This is a genomic window from Mycobacterium sp. (assembly GCF_040509115.1).
Lineage (GTDB): Bacteria > Actinomycetota > Actinomycetes > Mycobacteriales > Mycobacteriaceae > Mycobacterium.
In genome coordinates this window covers 1-20257 of sequence record NZ_JBEVLO010000276.1, presented here as the reverse complement: position 1 = coordinate 20257, position 20257 = coordinate 1, and the positions used below count along the sequence as shown (strand labels likewise).

Annotated in this window: 13 protein-coding genes; 7 read left to right on the top strand and 6 right to left on the bottom strand. The window is 67.6% G+C overall.

Annotated features, from left to right (window positions below; genetic code table 11):
• Window positions 1-36 precede the first annotated feature (36 nt).
• Window positions 37-7395 carry a SpvB/TcaC N-terminal domain-containing protein gene (locus ABW137_RS18600; RefSeq protein WP_526402625.1) on the bottom strand — a complete coding sequence of 2453 codons (7359 nt, stop codon included), beginning with the start codon at window positions 7393-7395 and terminating at the stop codon, window positions 37-39.
• A 344-nt stretch (window positions 7396-7739) separates the two neighbouring features.
• Between ABW137_RS18600 and ABW137_RS18595 the strand changes: the two genes are divergently transcribed.
• A complete protein-coding gene (locus ABW137_RS18595; RefSeq protein WP_526402623.1) occupies window positions 7740-9071 on the top strand; it encodes a DUF2252 domain-containing protein in 1332 nt (443 codons plus the stop codon).
• Window positions 9072-9122: 51 nt separating this feature from the next.
• Here the strand turns inward: ABW137_RS18595 and ABW137_RS18590 are convergent, their stop codons facing one another.
• Window positions 9123-10019 (bottom strand): MmyB family transcriptional regulator, encoded by an 897-nt coding sequence (locus tag ABW137_RS18590; protein WP_526402621.1) that lies wholly within the window; start codon window positions 10017-10019, stop codon window positions 9123-9125.
• 101 nt (window positions 10020-10120) lie between these two features.
• On the opposite strand from ABW137_RS18590, the gene ABW137_RS18585 reads away from it, so the two are divergent.
• The 3 genes from ABW137_RS18585 to ABW137_RS18575 all read left to right on the top strand — a co-directional run bounded on the left by ABW137_RS18585 (window position 10121) and on the right by ABW137_RS18575 (window position 12486).
• Window positions 10121-11062 (top strand): SDR family oxidoreductase, encoded by a 942-nt coding sequence (locus tag ABW137_RS18585; protein ID WP_526402619.1) that lies wholly within the window; start codon window positions 10121-10123, stop codon window positions 11060-11062.
• A 110-nt stretch (window positions 11063-11172) separates the two neighbouring features.
• Window positions 11173-11613 (top strand): hypothetical protein, encoded by a 441-nt coding sequence (locus ABW137_RS18580; RefSeq protein WP_526402617.1) that lies wholly within the window; start codon window positions 11173-11175, stop codon window positions 11611-11613.
• A gap of 183 nt (window positions 11614-11796) precedes the next feature.
• Window positions 11797-12486, top strand: a complete 690-nt coding sequence (locus ABW137_RS18575; RefSeq protein WP_526402615.1) for an ANTAR domain-containing protein — start codon at window positions 11797-11799, stop codon at window positions 12484-12486.
• Window positions 12487-12528: 42 nt separating this feature from the next.
• On the opposite strand, the gene ABW137_RS18570 is transcribed toward ABW137_RS18575, so the two are convergent.
• Window positions 12529-13617 (bottom strand): polyprenyl synthetase family protein, encoded by a 1089-nt coding sequence (locus tag ABW137_RS18570; RefSeq protein WP_526402613.1) that lies wholly within the window; start codon window positions 13615-13617, stop codon window positions 12529-12531.
• Window positions 13618-13691: 74 nt separating this feature from the next.
• Complete coding sequence (locus tag ABW137_RS18565) at window positions 13692-14546, bottom strand: YhjD/YihY/BrkB family envelope integrity protein (protein WP_526402611.1); 855 nt, start codon at window positions 14544-14546, stop codon at window positions 13692-13694.
• A gap of 45 nt (window positions 14547-14591) precedes the next feature.
• Between ABW137_RS18565 and ABW137_RS18560 the strand changes: the two genes are divergently transcribed.
• A complete protein-coding gene (locus tag ABW137_RS18560) occupies window positions 14592-15290 on the top strand; it encodes a CDP-alcohol phosphatidyltransferase family protein (RefSeq protein ID WP_526402609.1) in 699 nt (232 codons plus the stop codon).
• Here ABW137_RS18560 and ABW137_RS18555 read toward each other — a convergent pair.
• Together ABW137_RS18555 and ABW137_RS18550 are read right to left on the bottom strand one after the other, a co-directional pair.
• A complete protein-coding gene (locus ABW137_RS18555) occupies window positions 15199-16743 on the bottom strand; it encodes a phytoene desaturase family protein (RefSeq protein WP_526402607.1) in 1545 nt (514 codons plus the stop codon). The genes ABW137_RS18560 and ABW137_RS18555 overlap by 92 nt on opposite strands.
• A complete protein-coding gene (locus tag ABW137_RS18550; protein ID WP_526402605.1) occupies window positions 16740-17864 on the bottom strand; it encodes a glycosyltransferase family 2 protein in 1125 nt (374 codons plus the stop codon). The genes ABW137_RS18555 and ABW137_RS18550 overlap by 4 nt, the downstream gene beginning before the upstream one ends.
• A gap of 66 nt (window positions 17865-17930) precedes the next feature.
• On the opposite strand from ABW137_RS18550, the gene ABW137_RS18545 reads away from it, so the two are divergent.
• Entirely contained in the window at window positions 17931-18719 is a 789-nt protein-coding gene (locus ABW137_RS18545) for a carotenoid biosynthesis protein (RefSeq protein ID WP_526402603.1), read from the top strand.
• A partial coding sequence (locus tag ABW137_RS18540) for an FAD-dependent oxidoreductase (RefSeq protein WP_526402601.1) occupies window positions 18716-20257 on the top strand: 1542 nt, incomplete at its 3' end. The genes ABW137_RS18545 and ABW137_RS18540, both read left to right, overlap by 4 nt.

Below are 20257 nucleotides of genomic sequence, written 5' to 3'. Positions count from 1 at the left end.
GGGCGATCGACCTTGCGCCTCGTCGGCATCGTCGCGCTATTCGGGGAGGCAGGAGTAGTAGAAGTCGTTGAGTCCCTCGAAGTCGATCTCGTCGAAACCCTCACAGTCGATTTCGCCGAGATCTTCCTTGTCGGCCGTTGGGTCCACGTCCGCAACGGATGGGGCCCGCGCGGCCAGCCCGACGGCCAGGCTCCACAACATCAGGCTCTCGTAGAGAGTGCCTCGGTCCCGCTTCGCCGGCGGTGCCGCAGCCGTCGTGGACGGTGCTGGGGCGGACTGAATCGTGTCCTCGTCGGTGCCGAAGGAGAAACTGTCGAGCATCGCATCCTGCTCACGCTGGATCTGCTCGATGCTCTCCCGGATCCCCGCCAACGGATCCGCGATGAATTCGCCGATGTCCTTGATGGCGCTGGCGGCATCGACCACGGGACCGATGGTTTGTTCGTACGCGAAGGTGCCAATTCTGTTCGCCGCCTTGCCGAAGTCACCGTTGACCACGTCCGCCAACGCCTGTCCTGCGACGATGACTCCGGCGACCACTGCCAGCGGCTTGGCGAACTTGTCCACTTTGTCGAGGATTGCGCTAGTCAGGCCTCCTCCGGGGACGCGTTTGAAGACAGCACCGCCGGTCGGTTTCCTGGTGATGCCGATGTCCTTCGCCGTCGAGAATGCACTCTTCGTCCAGGGGCGAACGATGTCCTGCGGCACGCCCGCGTCCCGCCAAATCTCCTGCACGTCACGGACTATGCGCATGAAGTGCTTCTGGTCGGTGATCTTGTCTATCGACCTGCCATACGCTCTGAGCTTGGCGTCCGTTGCATCGTTGAGGGACCGATGGGCGACATAGACCAGTTCTCCCAGGGTGTCCGATAGGTCGTAGGTCCACTTGGGACTGATCTTCTGCAGGATGCTTGCGGGGAAGAAGTGCAGCTGGTGGATGTCCTTACCAAGGCCAAGCCCCTTCTTGTCGTACTTGACGAGCGTCCCGATCCGGGAATCCGTTCCCGATACGTCGCGAAGATTGACGGGATTACCCCGGGCATAGGTGTATAGCCCCTGGCCATCGACGAGACCAGCGGGGTCGGCCGCATTCCACCGCCCGAGCCGCGGCATGTAGTACCGCGCACCGTGATATTCCAGGCCACTTTCCTCGTCGCGTTCCATTGCGGTGTATCGATACCGCTTCGGCACTTCGGTCTGACTGCGCACCGCTTGGTACGTCGAACTGCCGTACGGCGAGTACTCCTCGTAGGTGATGATCTGGCCGTCGCCGTCGAGTTCCAGCGTGGCCGAGCCGAGGTGGTTGGCGATTTGAAAGCGCTGCAGTTGTGTCGGGCCGTCGTCGTTGCCTTCCACCCGCGTCTCGACGAGGGCCACGCGCTCCTCGCCGTCGAGCAGGTGGAGCGTCTCGCGCTCGAGGTCGAGGCTGCCATCGGCGCGGTACTCGCGGTAGATCTCGAAGCCGCCCAGATAGATTCGCTCCGATTTGCGCCTGGGTGACGTGCCGGGCCCGGCCTGGCGTTCGGTCACCTTGCGGATCCGCACTCCTGCGGAGTCATAGGCGTAGCGGGTGGTCTCGGGCGTTCCATCGTGTAGCACCTGCCGAGCCGTCGCCTGGAGGTAGTCGGCCATGTCCCAGCGCATCTCCGGCAATTCCGGCATCGACGTGACGTTCCCGTGCGCGTCATAGGTGAACGGTTGGGAACGTGCGGCGCCGCCATCGGATGTGCTCGTCAACCGGTTGCTGACCTGATCCGGTTGCAGGAGGCTCGGTTCGGCGTAGTCGTAGGTGCGAGTCCAGCCAGGCTGGATGGGATCGCTACCGCGATGGGCCATTCGCAGTAGATTGCCGACCTGGTCGTAGAGGTAGCGCTCGACGTAGCGTCCCATGGCGTTGCCATCGCCGGGTTGCGGCAAGCCCGTTCGGGCGGAGTCGTCGTCGCACGAGTCGTGTCCGCCGCCGACTCCCTGTCCGAGGTGCTCGCGCCCGGTGGCTTCGATCAGTCGGTAGATCGCGTCGTAGGTGTAGTCGGTGGAGGGGTCCACGCGGCGGTTCCGGAAGAAGACGGTCTGCTGGGCCTCGTCCCGGATGTGGGTGATGTTGCCGACGGGATCGTAGGTGTAGCCGAGGTCCTGGAGCCGCTTGTCGTTGCGCAGTGTCCGTAGTGAGGTGGGCCGGAACGTGAAGGGGTCGTACTCATATTCGGTACGCGCACCGTTGCCGTAGCGGCATGCCGTTCGCTGACCACGCGCGTTGTAGTCGACGTCGGCAACGAAGACCGTTGTCTCGACAGCGCCGCGCAGGTCGGCTTCGAGCCCGCTGAGCAGATTGGCCTCGTTGTACGTCGCACGGACGACCGTGCCGTCCGGGGCGATGGCGGCCGTCGATCGATTGAGCGCATCAAATCGATTGCGGCTGACGAAGACACGTTCATCCAGCTCGACGTCCTGGGACCAATCGGGCGCGTTCGCGCAGTCCCTCACCAGTTGCCTGCTGGCCATCAGCGTGTTGCCCTTGAAGTCGCACGCATCGTTGGTGGCGACTCCGCTGCCGTCGTGATGTCGGAACACCGTACCGCGCAGATTCAGTCGGGTGTCGTCGGCCTGACCCTCGCCGTATTCGGTACGCTCCCGCAGCAGTTCTCCCGATAGTCCGCCACCGGCGACGAACGACCGGTTCGGTCGGCGTAGCGCGTCGTACTCGGTACGGAACACGAACCCGCGGTCGTTCCACGACCGCACGGGCTGACCGTCGATGTCGTTGAACACCAATCGCTGCCCGGCTTCCATGCTGGCCTGCGACACGCGACCTCCCAAGAGGTCACATCCGTACCGAATGATCAGCCGCCCCTTCGGATCCACCACTTCGCGCTCGTTGCCGTTGACATCGACGCCCAGCCGGGTCTGCAGCAGCATGTCGCCGTCCGCGGTTCGGTTGTGGGCGACGGACAGGAACGGACGGCCGAGGGTGTCGAGCCACGACTGCCCCGGGGTATTGGCATGCGCGGCGGCCTTCTTGGCGGCCGTCTGCTCCTGCTGGCCCAGGCGGCCGCCGATGCGACGTTGGTACCAGCTCCGCCACTCCCCCGACGAGTCCAGATGGGTCGTGACGAATCCGCCGACGTCGGGGTCGGAGCACGGGTCGAGAAGGACCGTGTCATTGCCGTCCCAGCTCTGCTGATGCCAGGGGTCGATGACCGTCTTCGTCCACGTGTCGTCGGGATTGAGGGTGGCGACGGCACGCTGCACCGGATCGTAGAAGAGCACCGGGCTCACACCCGCGCGGACGTCGAACTCGAAGCGATGCGACGCACTGAAGAACGGCTCGAACTCGCGAATCGGCGCGCCCTTGTTGTTGAACACGATCCAGCCACTGCCAACCCAGCGGGGACCCACATGCTGCTCGTCGTCGTCGAGCGGGCCGGGTGCGGCCTGCAACTTCTTCTGGATCTCGCGGCCAAGGCCGTCGGAGTAGGAGAAGCTCTGCTGCATCTTCGTGCGCTCTCCGGCGGCGAGGTCGGCGCGGTGGGTTTCCCTGGCGAGCGTGGCGACCACCGCGGGCTGCGGCTGTGGGCAGTCACGGGTGCGTAGGTAGGCGAACGGGTCGTACACCAGACGGGACGTGGCGCCCTGCAGCAGCACCTGCGGCTCGGCGAGCGGGTCGGCCAGATAGGCGGCTACCAGGCCCTCGTCGGGGTCGGGATCGAATCCGGTGAGTGAGTCACCCAGGTGCTCAGCTTCTTTGCCCATCACGGCCGTGCCGACGACCATGCCCAGCGTGTCGAATGCGACCTCTGACCGGTTGCGGTTCGGATCGGTCATCAGCCGGGGTGCGAGCACGCGGTAGTCGTTCTCAGCCGTGATGCGGTTGTCGACGGGGTCGCGCGTCTCCTCCACCAGCAGGTCATAGCGATCGAACGTGACGGTGCTGGTCGCGCCGAAGGGAGTACGGAAGCGGTGCGGGAGAAAGAAGTGCCGCAACGCGTGATCCAGTTCCGCACCGGCTGCGTCGGCTACGTCGGCTGCGTCGGGCGAGTAGAACATTCGCCCGGAAGGGACCCACCACGCGCCGTCCGCCTCGACGTAGCCGCCCTCGGAGGTGAGCACTTCACCGGTCACGCGCCCTCCGTACAGGTCGGCGAGCAGGCTTGGCGTGAGTGCCAGCCGGTACGACTCGAACGGCAGGCACCGCGCCTCGACACGGCCCAGCGGTAGGCACCCGGTGAGATCGTCACGTCGATAGAGGACGCGGGTGTGCTCGATCAGCCGCCGCGCCGGTCCCGGCAGTACGGCAGGGTCGGCGTCCCATTCTTCAACGGGCAGTTCCAGACGGATCGCGTTGAGTTTGGTGTTCAGCTCGTCGAGGCCGAATGGGTTGGTGCAACCTGGTCGGCACGCGTCTGGCTCGAGCCCGAGTATCTCGAGTGCGCGGGTCTCTGCGAGTTGGGGTGTGCGGTACGCGTCGGTTTCGTCGACGACGTTGGTGTAGCGGGCCTCGGTTGCGATGATGTGGGCCCGGCGCTGCCTCTCGCGATCGGCCGCAGCCAGAACGGGATCGGCGTGGCGACGACCGTACCCAATGGAGACCGACCGCAGCACGTTGCCGAATTCGTCCACGGACAACGCCATTTCGTGGCTGACGCGCGGGTCGGCACGCAGTACGCCGTCAACGGGGTAGAGCGCCCGCTCATAGTTCGCGGTGATCGCCTCGCGGGGGTGGGTGATGAAGACGGCGTAGCCGCCGGCCTCGGCTGGCTGCAACAGCTGCACCGTGTAGTTGTTCTCGGTGACCGTGTAGGGACGGCCCGTCGCGGTGCTTCCATCGAGGGCAAAGACTTCTCGACGCAGGACTGACCCCTTGAGCGCGCGGCACGCCTGCCGCCTCTCGCCTGGCGAAAGATTGGGGGGCAGAACGGTATCCGGCAGTAGCAGCTCGTCTTGGTCCGCACTGCAGTGGTCGGACTCGTGAAAGTATCCCGCGGCGAGCCGAGACATCGGTTCGGCACCGGTGTGGAACCAGGTGCGCGTCAACACCGGCGGCGCATGCGTCGCGGTGTCGACGTTGCTCGCTTGGGGTCCGGTGTTGAACGCTGCGAAGTACTCGGTGTCGGTCTGCTCCACCATGGCGAAGCCGCGGAACTCGCGTTCCACGCCGTCGTAGTGACCGTGATGGTAGGCATAGCGGCTGACGAATCTGTTGTGACTGATCCGGTCGAACGTCTCGACTCGCTCGACGACGTGAACCGGGAAGGGCAGCCGGGTGATCCACGGCCGCCCCAGGGCGTTGTCCGCGGCGTAGAACCGCGTTGAGGGCGCGTAGTGGATACGGGTCTCGGCGCCGAGGTTGTTGCGGATCTCCCTCAGAAGGTGGGGCTTCTGGGCACCCATCAACTCGACGTAGCGCAGCGCCCGGCCCGCCTCGGAAGGCAGCGGTGACGACCAGACCAGGCAGGCGGTGCCGTTGCCGAGGAGGTCCACCGTGGTGACGCGGCTGAGGCTGTCGATGAGCGGGAACGACTGGGTGAGGCTACGCGCTGGGCTCCAACTGTTGCCGGACCGATTGAAGTAGATGCGTGTCTCGTCGCGGTGGAGATAGATCAGGTCGGTGGTGCCGGAGCCGTCGACGTCGGCGATGCGTAGCCGCCTTTGGTCGAAGTGATCCGGCTCGTCGAACTGGGGTGAACCATCCATGACCACCCGCGAGCCGAATCGGCCGTACCCGAGGTTGGGCCAGTAGCAGACCTCGCCGTTGCGGATCCGGACGAGGTCGGCGAGCCCGTCGCCGGACATGTCGGCGAGGTAGATGGTTTGGTCCGCATCGGCGATCACCACCCGGGGTCCGCGGTCCTCGTCGAGTGAATGGTAGGTACGCCGGAGCGGTCCGAAGCCGGTCTCGGCGAGCGACGGATACCAACTGATCACGTCGTCACCGCTGATCAGGATGTCGGCGTGCCCGTCACCCGTCAGATCGACCAGTCGCAGATTCGGATCGTCCCAGGCGATGTCGGGCCGAAACCTGAACGGCCGGAAACCCTCCCAGCCCAGATCGCTGGTGCGTTCATGGAAGCCGGGGGTGGGGCCACCGAATTCCACCAGGTCCAGTTGGCCGTCGCCTGCCAGATCGAGCAGTTCCTGACGGCCGCTCCCCAGCGCAGCAGCCGACGGCTTGGCCCCGACCGGCCGCATCGGTCCGAACCGACCGCCCCCGAGATTCGGTTTGTAGAACCACGCATCCGACTGCTCGGTGAGGATCCCCGACAATCCCTCGCCGTCGAGATCCACCCACTGGAACGCCGATCCGTCGAGCCCGAAGGGCAGGTTCTCGACGCTGCCCGGGTCGAGGGTGTGGACCCGTTGGTCGACGACTGCGGCGGTGTAGCCGAACTCCAGCGGCGGCAATGACTTCCTCCGGTAACCCCCTGTCGCCAGTCGCCGGTACCTGCACTGGACCACCGAATCCAGGAACGACGCCACCGAGTCGTGGCGGTGGTTCAGGTCGGTTGACCCGACCAGGCAATCCGCACCGACGTCAGCCTGGTCGGAGAAGTGGTGGAACACCAGCACTCGACGGCACAGCCGGTAGGTGCGCACCTCGAAACCAGCCCGGAAGGTGGAGAACGGATCGCGCCTGCAGCGCCACGGCCGTGCTTCGGCGGGTCGCGGATCCTCGTGATCGTGGTCGCCGTAGTCGAACACGGTCTCGAACATCCAGTCGGTGGCGGTCAGGTCCGGCTGGATCAGCCGTGACACGCGGTTGCCGTACCTGACCCGCTTCAGGTAGCGGTTCGCCGAACGATCCGACGGACTGCGGTTGTATTCGTGGCTGGCGTCAGTCGCGACGCCCTCGCTGTCCTCGGCCTTGTACTCGTAGGCGATGGCATTGCCGGAGTCGTCGAAGCTCTCGCAGGTCAGCCAGCTGAATACCCGGGTCGGGTCGGCAGGGTCGGCGATCCGGCTCTGTGGCGTCGCGCCGTAGAGGGTGGTGACGTTGTCGGGGGTGATCGACCGCCAGTGGGTATCACCCGAGTCCACGTCCACCCAGCGCTCGATCCTCGCGAACAGACCCTCGATTCGGGGCCGGTAGCGCCGGACGAGGTAGGTGCGGTCGTCGACGTCGCGTAGGGCGGTGACGTCTCGCCAACCTTCGTCGCATGGCTGCAGGACGGGCACTAGGTCTTCGGCGCCGGAGAGGACGAACGTGTCGTCGGGTTCCTCGTCGTAGCGGGGCAGGCCCTTGTCCGTCTTTCGGGTGATCGCCGGCAACGACAGTTCCCACCCCAGTCCAAATGGCGTGTTGCCGTTGCCAGAGTCGTAGGCCAAGTTCAACGATGGCCCGAATCCGGAGCGCCCCGGGCTGGTCGCCAGCGGCACCGTCAACGTACCCGTGCCAGTCACCGGATTAGCCGCGAACTTCTCGCCGATCCCGCGAATGGCGCCGCCGCCCTTGGGGAGTGAGATGGCTGGCGAGCCTTGCCCAGTCGACGGCCCGCTCTCCGCAGGGTGCGTGTCCCGCAGCGGACTTCTGGAGCCCTGCCGATCGGATGCGGCTGTGCTGTTAGGAAACATCGGGCTCCCGCCACCTCCGCACTGCGTAGACGCTTCCCGAGTGAGTCGCCACAGGAACGCTCGAACATCTAGAACGGTCCCAGGTTCGCCTCGCCAGGTAGCGAGTAGTCGACTACGCGCTTTTACGGCTGGCACGGGGGTTGAGTAGGCACCGCCTTGGGCATCCGGAACGGATGAGTCCCACGGAACCCGCCTCGGAGCCCGACGAGCGGGAGTCGTACATCGTCCGCTGCCTCGTCGACGCCTTCTCCGATCTGATGGCAGCCGATCCGGACGCGTTCAGGACCAAGTTCCGCAAGATGGCGGCGGACCCGTTCGCCTTCTTTCGCGGCAGCGCCTGCCTCTTCTACGCGGACGTCTCGACTCGCGACGACAGGTGGGCGGACGAGCGCACCAGCCGGATCTGGATACAGGGCGATCTTCACTCGCAGAACTTCGGCACCTACATGGACGGCTCGGGGGTGCTGATCTTCGACGTGAACGACTTCGACGAGGCATACGTCGGCCACTTCACGTGGGACCTCGAACGATTCGCCGCGAGCATTGCGCTGATGTGTTGGCAGAAGGCACTTTCCGATGACACGATCACCAAGCTGATCGAGACGTTCACCCGCGCCTACGTGCGCCAGGTTCGGTGGTTCGTCGACGTCGAGGACGATGCCAGCTTCTCCCTCAACCTCCTGACCGCACGCGGAGCCGTGCTGTCGGCGTTGCAGGCGGCAAGGCTCTCCACCCGCGCCGAAATGCTCGACCACATCACCGTGGTCGACGGGTACGACCGCCGTTTTCGCGATTTGCCGGGCGTCGTGCGCCTGACCGACGATCAGCGAGCGACGGTGGAGGCAGCCTTCGAGCGCTACCTCGACACGATTCCCGAGGCACAACGCTTCCGCGGAATCGCCTACGACGTAAAGGATGTCATCGCCAAGACCGGATTCGGCATCGGCAGCGCAGGCCTGCCGTCCTACACCGTGCTGATCGAAGGGTTCAATCAGGCGCTGGACAACGACGTCGTGCTGTCGATGAAGCAGGGCAACGTGGCGGCACCCAGCCGGGTCGTCGACGACTCTGAGGTGCACGAGTACTTCAAGCACCACGGGCATCGCACTGCGGTTTCCCAACGCGCACTGCAGGCACACGCCGACCCGCTGCTCGGGTACACCGACATCGACGGGGTGGGTTTCGTGGTCAGCGAGCTCTCGCCGTATGAAGCGGATCTCGACTGGAGCGAGCTGACCGAACCGGATGAACTGGCCGAGGTCATCGAACAACTCGGTCAGGCCGTGGCCAAGGTGCACTGTGTGAGCGACACGGATAGCGACCAGTCGCTCGTCGACTTTCAAACCGAGGACGCGATCGTCGCGGTGATCGGCGACGACGAAACCGGCTTCGTCGACGACATGGTCGAGTTCGGACTGACCTACGCCGCGGTCGTTCGAGACGACCATCGCCACTTCGTCGAGGCGTTTCGCGAAGGCCGGATTCCCGGCGTCAGTGCCATCTGAGGAACGGCTCGATTCGCGGGAGACCGCGGGCCCCTGCAAGCGTCCCCGACGTCACGCCGGGAATCGATGGTGGCCGATCACCGAGATGAGTTCGAGCTTGCTCTGACTCTCGGTGCCAGGCGTTGCCAGGTAGACCACGATGCGTTGACTGCGGTCGCCGTTGCACAGCATCTCGCGATGCAGGTCGATGGTGCCGAGGTCGCGGTGGGCGATCCGGCACCGACGACTGCCCGGGTCGGTGACACCCGTCGCAGGCCGCTGCCAGTGCCACCGGAATTCCTCGCTCCTGTCCAGCAGCAGACCAATCAGGTGCGCTGCCGCGACGTCACCCGAGCTGCGGCGCAAGTCGGCGACGATGTCGGCGGCGATGGCGTGATGGTCGGCGCTGACGTGGCGCTGCCGCTCGGCGGGATCGATGAACCATCGGTAGTAGCTGCTTCTGTTCCATCCCGCGTAGCCGGTGAGATCACCGAACAGCGCCCGCGCAGAACGTGTTTGGTGGAGTACCTCGCCGATCGGGTTCACCGCCATCGCCGCGGTGTCCTCCAGACGGCCAAGGATGTGCATGAGGCCGGGATCCACATGAGTCGTCCCCCAACGATGTTCGGTGACGTCGTAGCCCGCCGCGCTGAACAACAGGTCGCGGTCGGGCCTGCTGAACCGTAGCGCGCGGGCAATGGTGGCGAGCATCGCGGGCGAGGGGCGCAGACCGCAGTCACGTTCCAGTCGGCCGTAGTAGGCGGTCGACATCGAGCACAGCGCGGCGACCTCCTCGCGGCGCAACCCCGGTGTCCGGCGGCGACGGCCCCTCGTCAGCCCGACGTCTTCCGGCTGCAGCGCCCGCCGCCGCGTCCGCAACAGATCGCCGACGCGGGCCCGATCGATCCCCACCGCCATCACCACTTCAGCCTCGCCCAAACCAGCCGCGGCGAGGAACGGCCGGGGCATCCAGGGATCGGCGGTCCCCGGATGACCCGCCCCTTACCGCGCCGCTAAGAACCTGTGAACGTGGAGGCAATTCATCCGTTGATGGTCAGAGGGAGAACGACGTGTCACGTACCGCAGGAATCGAAGTCCCCGACTTGACCGGCCGCCTGGCCGTGGTCACCGGCGGCAGCGACGGGATCGGTCTCGGATTGGCGAGAAGGCTGAGCGAGGCCGGCGCCGAGGTCGTCCTGCCGGTGCGGGACCTCGAGAAGGGGCGGGCCGCCGCGGAGCAGATCCGCGCAGTGGCGCCGGGGGCGCGCGTCGTCCTCCGTGAACTAGACCTGGCCTCGCAGCAGTCGGTGGCCGACTGTGCCGGTGCCCTGGTGGCCGATGGTCGCCCGATCAACGTCTTGATCAACAATGCCGGCGTGATGAACCCGCCCAGGCACCAGACAACCGTCGACGGGTTCGAATTGCAATGGGGCACCAATCATCTCGGCCATTTCGCGTTCACCGCCCGGCTATTGCCACTGCTGGCGGCCGGCCACGCTCGAGTCACCACCCAGTCGAGTATCGCGGCGCGCACCGCCGGGATCAATTGGGATGACCTCAACTTCGACAGGTCCTACTCGGTGGGCAAGGCCTACGGCCAGTCGAAGGTCGCCAACCTGATGTTCGCCCTCGAGTTGAACCGCCGCAGCGAGGCGGCCGGGTGGGGCATCACCAGCAATGCCTCCCACCCGGGGGTGACGCCGACGAACCTGCTGGCCGCCCAACCGCACCTGGGCCGAAGCCGCGACACGACGGCCGTCCGGATGGTCAGGCTCCTCGGCCGAATCGGCGTGCTGAACAAGTCGGTCGACGAAGGCTTGCTTCCCGCGCTGTATGCCGCCACTCACCCGAGCGCTCGCGGCGGCAAGTTCTACGGCCCGCGAGGGTTCCAGCACCTGTCGGGGCCTGCCGCAGAGCAGGAGGTCTACAAGCCGGCTCGGGACCCCGGCGACGCGGCCCGGCTCTGGAGCCTGTCCGAGCAGGCCGTCGGCCTCCAGTTTGCGACGAACTAGCGCCATCCGCGTGCGGCATCTCTTCAATCTTGGGATCGGTAGCCGAGGAGTCGACCTTTACTTGGTGCACACGCAACGCCACCGGGGCGGTGCACGATGGAAGGACTCGAATGAGCCGAGTCGCGCGGTTCGCCGCTTCAGTGGTCGTGACGGGCGCCATGGCTGCGGCCGGCCTGACACTCGCCATGGGTACCTCAGCCGCTGACGGGCCGAGCTACCAGGGCGGCAACTGTCCGCAGGGGCTGACCTGTACGCACTGGTGCCCTGGTGACCCCGCCATACCGGGAAGCCAGGTGCTCAGCTGGGACTGGAACGTCTGCCACGACTGGTACTGGAACTCCGAGGGCATCGTGGATGTCAGCACCAGCACCATCTACCCCTGGGCTGGCGTACCGCATCAGACTGCGCCCCCACCCCCGATCGCACCTGCGCCAGCACCGGAGCCGCTGCCTCCGGGGACGCCGTTCTGCAGTCCGCGGGGGTCACTGATCATCATTCCGCCGATCTGCGACGAGATCGGCGTCGACCTACCACCCGGCTCGGTGCGGTAGAACCGCAGGTAGGGGCCACATACTCCGACGGTGGGCGGCGTTGTCACCGATTTCTGACGTCCCCCGTCAGGCAAGATCAAGGCTCCCGCGACAACGACGGACACGGACGGGAAACGAGAGCGCATACTGAACGCAACAAGGGCGAGCCTGGATGTTGATTCAACTCCGTCCGGGAAGAAGCCAATGGCCGAGCGCCGAGACTACGACGGGTCCATCCGGAACGCGATGGCCGAACTGATCAGCGGCATCGAGCAAGACGCTGCCGTGGAGCGGACCCTGTCCCGTGTCACCGCTGCCGCCGTCGATCTCGTCGACGGAATCGACTACGCGGATGTGATGGTGATCGCCGACGGCCGGTCACAGTCGGTCAGCGCGACGGCCCCGTTGGTCATCGACCTCGACGCGGTGCAGATAAGTCTCGGCCAAGGTCCGTGTTTGGCGGCAGCGGTCGGTGGCGCGATGATCCTGTGCCCCGACATGCGTGAGGAACAGCGTTGGCCCTGCTTCGCCGAGGCCGCAGTGACCGCAGGCGTGCACAGCATGTTGTCTTTCCAGCTGATCAGCCATGGCAACGGCGCAGGAGCGCTGAACCTGTTCGGTCGCGCACCGCGAACGACGGATCCCGCCGCCGAGGCCATCGGCGCGTTGTTGGCCACGGTGGCGACGATCGCATTGATGACCGCGGATCGGGGCAAGCAGTTCGCCTCGGCGCTGGCAAGTCGCGACGAGATCGGCCAGGCGAAGGGAATCCTGATGAACCACTTCAGGATTGACGCGACACGCGCGTTCGACATGCTGCGACGCCTGTCCCAGGACGGCAACATTCCGCTGCGGACCATCGCCAAGCGGATCATCGAAAGCGACGCGCTCTGAAGTAGCCAGCGGACTGGATTCGTCCCTCACGTCTTCGACGAATCAGGCTGCCCGTTTGGTACACACGACGGCCATGGCCTCCAGTGCGTTGCGGGGAATCTCGGGGATGACGCCTGCATCGAGATGGTCCATTGCCTCGGCCAGACGTTGGTCGATGAGTTGTTCGATCCGGTGGACGGCGCCGGTGGCGACGAGGAGTCCGCGCCATCTCTCGGCTTCGGGGGCACCGAGCGTCGGGCTCTTCATCAGTTCGTCGAGCTGGCGACGGTGGCTGGGATTGGCGAGTTCGAACGCAGCGACCACGACACTGGTGGCCTTCCGCGCGGCCAGGTCGGTGCCGACCGACTTTCCGGTCATCGCTTCGGTTCCGAAGGCGTCGAGGAGGTCGTCACGCAGTTGGAACGCCTCGCCGATCGCGCCGCCGTACCCACCGAGCACGCGGAGCACCTCGGGAGGGCACCCGGCCATCGCGGCGCCGATCTCCAACGGACGTTGCACGGTGTAACAACCCGACTTCCGTCTCAAGACGTCGAGCACCTCGTCGAGGGTCGGCGACGCGTGGGATTCGTTGACCAGGTCGGCGAACTGGCCGACCGCCAACTCCACGCGCATGTCGTCGTAGCGTGGCCACACGCGCGCAAGCGCCTCGGCCTCGATCCCGCTTTCGCGCAGCATCTTGGCTGCCCACACCAGGCAGAGATCACCGAGCAGGATCGCCGCTGACTCCCCGAATCGGATCGACGACCCCGTGAACTGGCGCTCACGGTGCCACCGTTTGAACGAGACGTGCGCCGAAGGTCTCCCACGGCGAAGCGCAGATCCGTCCATCACGTCGTCCTGCATCAGCGCGAACGCGTGGAGCAGTTCCAGACTGGCCGACGCGCGCAGGGCCGCCTCGTCTTCCCGCGCTCCGCACAGCCAGCCCAGATACATGAACGTCGACCGCACGTACTTGCCACCACCGACGAAGGCAGACAGCACCGAGCCTGCGACGTCGACCCTGGCGCCATCGAGGTCGGCCAGGCATCGTTCGGCGATGAAGTCGGAGAGGTGGGCACTGACGTCGGCGCGCACGTCTGCGCGCCACTCGTCTAGGGTCGAGCGCGACGACTTGAGCTCACCAGTTCTCACCGTCGTCCCTTCACGCGCGGTCCAGAGTCGCTTTCCGCACCTCAGTGCCCTGCACTTACCCCGAACGCGTCGTTTCAATCTGCGCCTGCCGAGCCCTTGCGCCCCTTCTCGTCGAACACCGTCTCGCCGAACACCGTCTCGTCCAGTACGACGGTCACCCGGAATCCGCACAGCACCAGGATGTGGAGCACGTAGAGCCACAGCGCGAGCGCCGAGACCGCGCCGATGATCGGCAGACCGCCGAAGGGCGCCGACCAGGAGACGGGGATCGCCAGGAAGAGAACGAACCCCTGCAGGAACCCGGCCACGATGGCGCCCGTGCTGAACGCACCCACCAGCAACGCCCGCCAACCGAGGCGCCCAGGGCCGATCAGTGAGAAGACACCCAGCAATGCCGTCGAGACCGTGATCCACACGACGTGAAACGCGACCACCACACCCCACACCAGCGACCACCCGACGCCGGCGTACAACGGGCCGACGTACGGCGCGGAGGCCAGCACCGCCAAGACGAGAAAGGGGGCGACGAGAGCCACCCCGAGCAGGCCTGCTCGCCCGCGCCAGCCGGTGAGAGTGTCAGGGGCTGAAGACATTTGGACGAAAGCGCGGCGAAGACCTTCGCCGTACAGACTCGCAGGGAACAGCACGACTAGGGCCTGCCACCACGACATCGCCAGTGCTACCGAGGTCAGCGTGCGCAGCGCCTCCGGGGTACCGTGCCCGGCAGGCAGCCCGCCGATCGCCTCCTCCATCGACGCGGTGACGGTGTCGTGGCCCACCACGCGGCCGACCACCCAGAGCGATGCCAGGGCCAGCGGCACTAGGCCGATGGCACCGAAGTAGGTGGCACCCGCCGCCCACAGCGCGAGGTCGCTACCCGGGAACGTCGTTCTCGCCCCGGACGCCATCTGGCGTAGTCGTCGTCTCATGCCGCCGACCGCCCGCGGGGTCGTGCGTCCTGGCAGGCTGAGGCGATGACGTCCGGGGATTCGGGTGGCGACGACGCCGCCGACTCGGAATGGTCCTCGCTGCACGGTGGGGTGCGGCCGTCACCGGTCGTCCGTGGTTGGTTGCGGATGGTGCGGATCCTGGCCTCCGGCCCGGTGCTCCGCATCCCACCGGACGTGCTGTCCCTCGCCGGGGTGGCGGCGTTGGTCGGCGCCTGGGTCGTCGTCGTGTTTGCCGGCGACCACGGTGGCCCCGCGGTCGCGGTCCTGTTGATCGTCGCAGCGGGGGTGCTCGACGGTCTCGACGGCGCGGTGGCGCTGAGGACGGGGCGGGCGCGGCCGCTCGGCGCGGTGGTCGACTCGGTGGCCGATCGCATCGGCGACGTCGTGCTGGGTGGCGTGCTGCTGGCGCTTGGTGCCGCGCTCGGGTGGGTGTTGGCGACCGTCGCGTTGGTGCTGCTGCTGGAGTACGTCCGTGCTCGCGCACAGGCCGTCGGCATGCCGGGCGTCGGCGCGGTCACGGTCGCCGAGCGCCCGACGAGGCTGATCGTGGTCGCAGTGGCCGCCGGAGGTGTCGCGGTCTCTCCGGCGGGCGTTCCGGTGCTCGGATGGGGTTGGGCCGACACGTTGGCGGTCACGTGGACGGTCGTGGGCGTCGTCGGGATGGGTCAGCTGCTCCGTGGCGTGCGGAAGTCGATGCCACCGAGCTTTCCGCAGGACCGATGAGGCCGGCGACGATCTCTGCCGACATCAACACCAGCGGGATGCCCCCTCCGGGGTGTGCAGAGCCGCCGACCAGGTAGAGCCCCGGCACCGGACTGCGGTTGGCGGGGCGGCGCAACGCCGCCCGCGGCCCGTGCGACGCAGTGCCGTAGATCGCGCCGCCCGGCGCGCCGGTGCGCCGTTGCAAGTCGGCGGGTGTCACGGTCTCGCAGAATCGGACTCGGTCGCGGACGTCGACGCCGTGGCCGGCCAGCACGTCGAGCACGTGTCGGGCGTAGGTGTCGCGCAGCCCGGGGCGGTCCCAATCGACCCCTCTGCCGGGATCGTGCGCCGGAGCGTTGACCATCACGAACCAGCCCTCCGAGTCGTCGTCGGGTCGGAGCGCCGGATCGTCGGGCGCGTGGACGTAGACGGTGGGATCGGCTACCGGCGTGGGCCCGCGACCGAAGATCGCGTCGAACTCGGCGTCGTAGTCGTCGGGAAAGTACACCCGGTGGGCAGGACCGGGACTCCGCCCCGAAAGCCCAAGTAGCAGAACGAATCCCGCCATCGAGCGCTCACTACCACGCACTCGGCGTCGCACGGCCTTCGCCGAACCACGGGGCAACAGCCGGTCGTGGAGGACGGCGGCGTCGGCGTTGCTCACCACCACGTCGGCGGCGACGTCTCGGCCCTGAACCCGCACACCGCGGGCCCGCCCGTCTGTGACCACCACGGACTCGACCACGGTCCCGGTGCGGACGTCGACGCCGAGTTCGCGGCACCGCTCTTCGACGGCGACGACGATCCCGCGCAGCCCACCGGGGACGTACCAGGCGCCGAACTCCTGCTCCACGTATGCCGTGACCGCGAGTACGGCGGGGGTGCGGCGCGGGTCGGACCCGGAGTAGGTGGCGTATCGGTTGAGCCAGGTCCGCAGCCGCGGATCGGAGAACATGCCGCGCCCCAGCCCGTCGATGGTCTGCCACGGCGCGACCGCCCTCAGGTCGGCTGGCCGGGCACTCATCCTGGCCAGCGCCGCAACCGAGATCGGTCGACGCAGGACAGGTTCGCCGACCAGTTCCCACAGCCGGGCCGTGCGTGCGTGCAGCCGCCGCCACGACGCGCCCGCTCCGACGCCGAGCGCGGCATCCAGGGCCGCGGGGATCAGGCGCGGGTCGTGCGGGAGCACGAGTTCGGTGCCGTCGGCGAAGACGTAGGCGCAGGCCGGGTCGACGGCGGTCAACCCGAGGTCGACCGGCCCGCCGGTGTCCGCGAACAGCTGCTCAAGCACAGCTGGGATGGTCAGGAGTGACGGGCCGGTGTCGAAGGTGAAGCCGTCGCGCTGGAGGACGCCTAGCTTTCCTCCGACGGTGGGGGCGCTCTCGAAGACGGTCACGCGATGGCCGGTGGCGGCTAGCCGCGCGGCGGTCGCGAGCCCGCCTAGACCCGCTCCGATGACGACGGCTCGGCTCATACCGCCCGGCCCTTCCATCGGAGTGAGCCGCGGACGCGTCCCACCCACGACGAGATCATCAACCAGAGCAACGCCAGCACGGATAGGGGATGCGCGGCAGCGGCCCACCCGAAACGTCCGCCGCACCACCGCCTGGCCGAAACGCGTCCGACGACGGCGGCGGCATAACCGAGCGCGCCGATCCGGGAGCCGCGCATGGCGGCGGCCGCGGGCAGGACGTAGACGATGACCAGAGCCGTCCCCACCGCCATGGCACCCGCGGGTGACCCGAACGCCGCCCACAGTGACTTGCGGTACCCCTCGCGCAACTCGCGACCGGAGGCGTACATCCGGCACGTCGCGAGCGTCGAGCCGTCGGCCACGCCGGTGCGGCCGCCGGTGGCTCGGATCGCGCGCGCCAGTCCGATGTCGTCGAGCACTGCGCCCGAGACGCCCTGCCACCCCCCGGCCCTGGCCAGCGCCTGGGCGTCGACCAAGAGGAACTGTCCATTGGCCACCGCCATCGACGGGCGCCCGGAGCGCTCGGCGCGGCTCAGCGGAAGTGTCGTCAGCCAGGACCAGGCGAGCAACGGCTGGACGAGCCCACCCAACACGCCTGCGGTGATCTGCCGCGGCCACGGGGAGAGCAGGTCCAGCGGATCGGGGCCCCTGAGCACCGCGACTGCGGCGGCCACGGCATCGGGAGCCAGGACGACGTCGGCGTCGACGAAGACCAGGATCTCGCCGCGGGCGGCAGCGGCCAACTGTGCGCAGGCGTGTGGTTTTCCCAGCGAACCGGGTGGGGGCGGGGTGCCGGGGATGACGCGCAGGCGAGGGTCGGACCCGGCTGCGGCGCGCACGACGTCGGCAGTCCCGTCGGTGGACCCGTCGTCGAGCACGAGGATGTCGACGTCGCGCAGTCCGCGCTGGGCGAGCAGCGATCGGATCGTCGGCTCGATGCGGTGCGCCTCGTCGCGCGCAGGCACCAAGAGCGACACGGCGACGGTCACGGGCGGCGGCTCGCTGGGAGGGCGCCGCAGTCGCCGCTGATTGACGAGTTGATGAACGGTGCCGATGCAGGCCAGCGTGGAGCCGGTCGCCACCAACGCGTGGAGGGTTTCGGTGAATCGCGCGGCGGGCACCTGCAAACTCTACGGAGCTCACGGCTCCTGCTCCGAGGATCGCGAGGTACGTGCGTGGCGCTTGCGATGTCTGAGGCCTCGCGGCGGCACGCCGTCGGACCCACGTGGGCGCTGGCCGCCGCGGCCGTCCTCGTTCAGATCGCGTATCCGCTGATGCCGGAGTCGCTACTGACCGAGGTCACCGTGGCCAGCGTGGTGGTGTTCTTCCTCGCGGTCGTGGCGGACGCGGCGCGGGTGCACGGCCCATCGGCGGCCGCGCTGCTGGTGGTCGTCGCCGGCGGATTCGGGTTGGCCGCAGAAGCGGTCGGAGTGGCAACGGGGTGGCCGTTCGGGCGGTACGCCTACACCGGCACCCTGGGAGCGGAGGTGCTCGGCGTGCCTGCGGTCGTGCCGTTGGCGTGGGTGATGATGGCCTGGCCCGCGCTAGTCGTCGCCCGCACGCTAGTGGTGCGACGGCTCCCGGTCATCGTGGTCGGAGCCGCGGCGCTGACCGCGTGGGACGTGTTCCTCGATCCGCAGATGGTGGCGGCGGGCCACTGGGAGTGGTTCGACCCGTCCCCAAGCCTCCCGCTGATCCCCGGCATCCCGCTGACCAACTACGTCGGCTGGCTTCTGGTGTCGGCGGCCGTGATTGCGGTCCTCGACAAGACTCTGCCCCGCCACCATGCGACTTCCGCGCCCGCGGCAGCCCTCTACCTGTGGGTGTACTTCTCGTCCGTCATGGGCCATGTGGTGTTCTTCGGCCTTCCCGGGTCGGCGGTGACCGGCGGGTTGCTCATGGGCGCCGTCGCGGTACCGTTCGCCATCGAGCTGGTGCGGCGCAGCCGGAGCGCTCGCCACGAAGGAGTCTCGTGAACGATCCGCTGACCAGCCGGGCCGCACCATTTCGGATGAGTCCCCGCCGCCTGGTGACTCCCGACCCGCTGTTGCCTCGGCGAGTCGCAGTGGACGCCGAGGCCGTCGTGGTTGGCGGCGGAATTGCGGGAGTCAGCGCTGCCGTCGTGCTGGCCGAGCGCGGTGTCCGCGTCACCGTGCTCGAAGCAGCAGGCCACCTCGGGGGCAGGTTGGGAGCCTGGCCGGAGCGATTGCCGGACGGCGACTCCCAAAACGTCGAGCACGGCTTTCATGCGTTCTTCCGGCACTACTACACGTGGCGGTCGATCCTGCGCCGCGCCCAACCGGATCTGGCGTTCCTGACACCGGTGCCGAAGTATCCGGTCATCTCCGCGGATTGGCCCGCCGAGGATCTGTCCGGTCTGCCCGCCGCGCCGCCACTGAACCTTCTGGCCCTGGCATTGCGTTCGAAGAGCTTGTCGCGCAAGGACATGACACAGGCGGATCCCGACGCGGGAATGGCGCTCCTCGCCTACGACCGCGCAACCACCGTGGCCCAGCTCGACGACGTCGACGCCGCTACGTTCCTCGACCGGCTCGGCATGAGCGCACGCACCCGCAGCATGCTCTTCGAGGCGTTCGCCCGGTCCTTCTTCTGCAACCAGGGTGAGCTGTCCGCCGCTGAACTGGTGGCGATGTTCCACTACTACTTCCTCGGCAACCCCGAGGGCATCGGGTTCGACGTGACCTCCACCGATCACGCGTCGGCGATCTGGAACCCGCTGCAACGCCATCTCGAGGCCCATGGTGCGAAGATCCGCACCGCCACGCCCGTGGTCGGCGTCGAGCCCGATGGCCAGGGCTGGCGGATCGTCGTCGATGGGGGTGAAAACTCGGACGGCCTGACGACGCGCAACCTCATCCTTGCCCTCGATCCTGGTGCGCTGCGGTCGCTGCTCGACGCCTCCACCGCCACCGCGGCAGCTGCTCCCCTGCTGGCCCGGCAGTGCGACGCCCTGCGGGTCGCGCCGCCGTTCGCGGTCAGCAGGATCTGGCTCGACCGCGACGTCGCGCCCGAACGGGCCCCGTTCAGCGCGGTCAGCGGACAGCCGAACCTCGATTCGATCGCCATCTACTCCCGCCTCGAGGAGCCCAGCGCCCGGTGGGCGTCGGCCACCGGAGGCTCGGTAATCGAACTGCACTCCTACTCCTGCCGTCTGACCGACGCCGCCGTCGCGGCGAAGTCGATGCGCGACGAATTGGTCGCGCTCTGGCCGGAGACCGCCGACGCGACCGTCGTCCACAGCCACGACCGGCTAGAGGCGACCGCACCGGCGTTTCCGCCAGGCTCGGCGGGAACCCGACCCGGGGTACGCACCGACGCCCGCGGATTGCGGATCGCCGGGGACTTCGTCGAGCTGCCCTATCTCGCAGGGCTGATGGAGAGGTCATCGATGTCTGGCGTCCTCGCCGCCAACGACGTGCTGGCCGAGCTGGGCGCAGCGGCCGAACCGATCATGGGCGTCCCCCAGCGCGGCCTGCTGGCCGGCGTCCCGAAC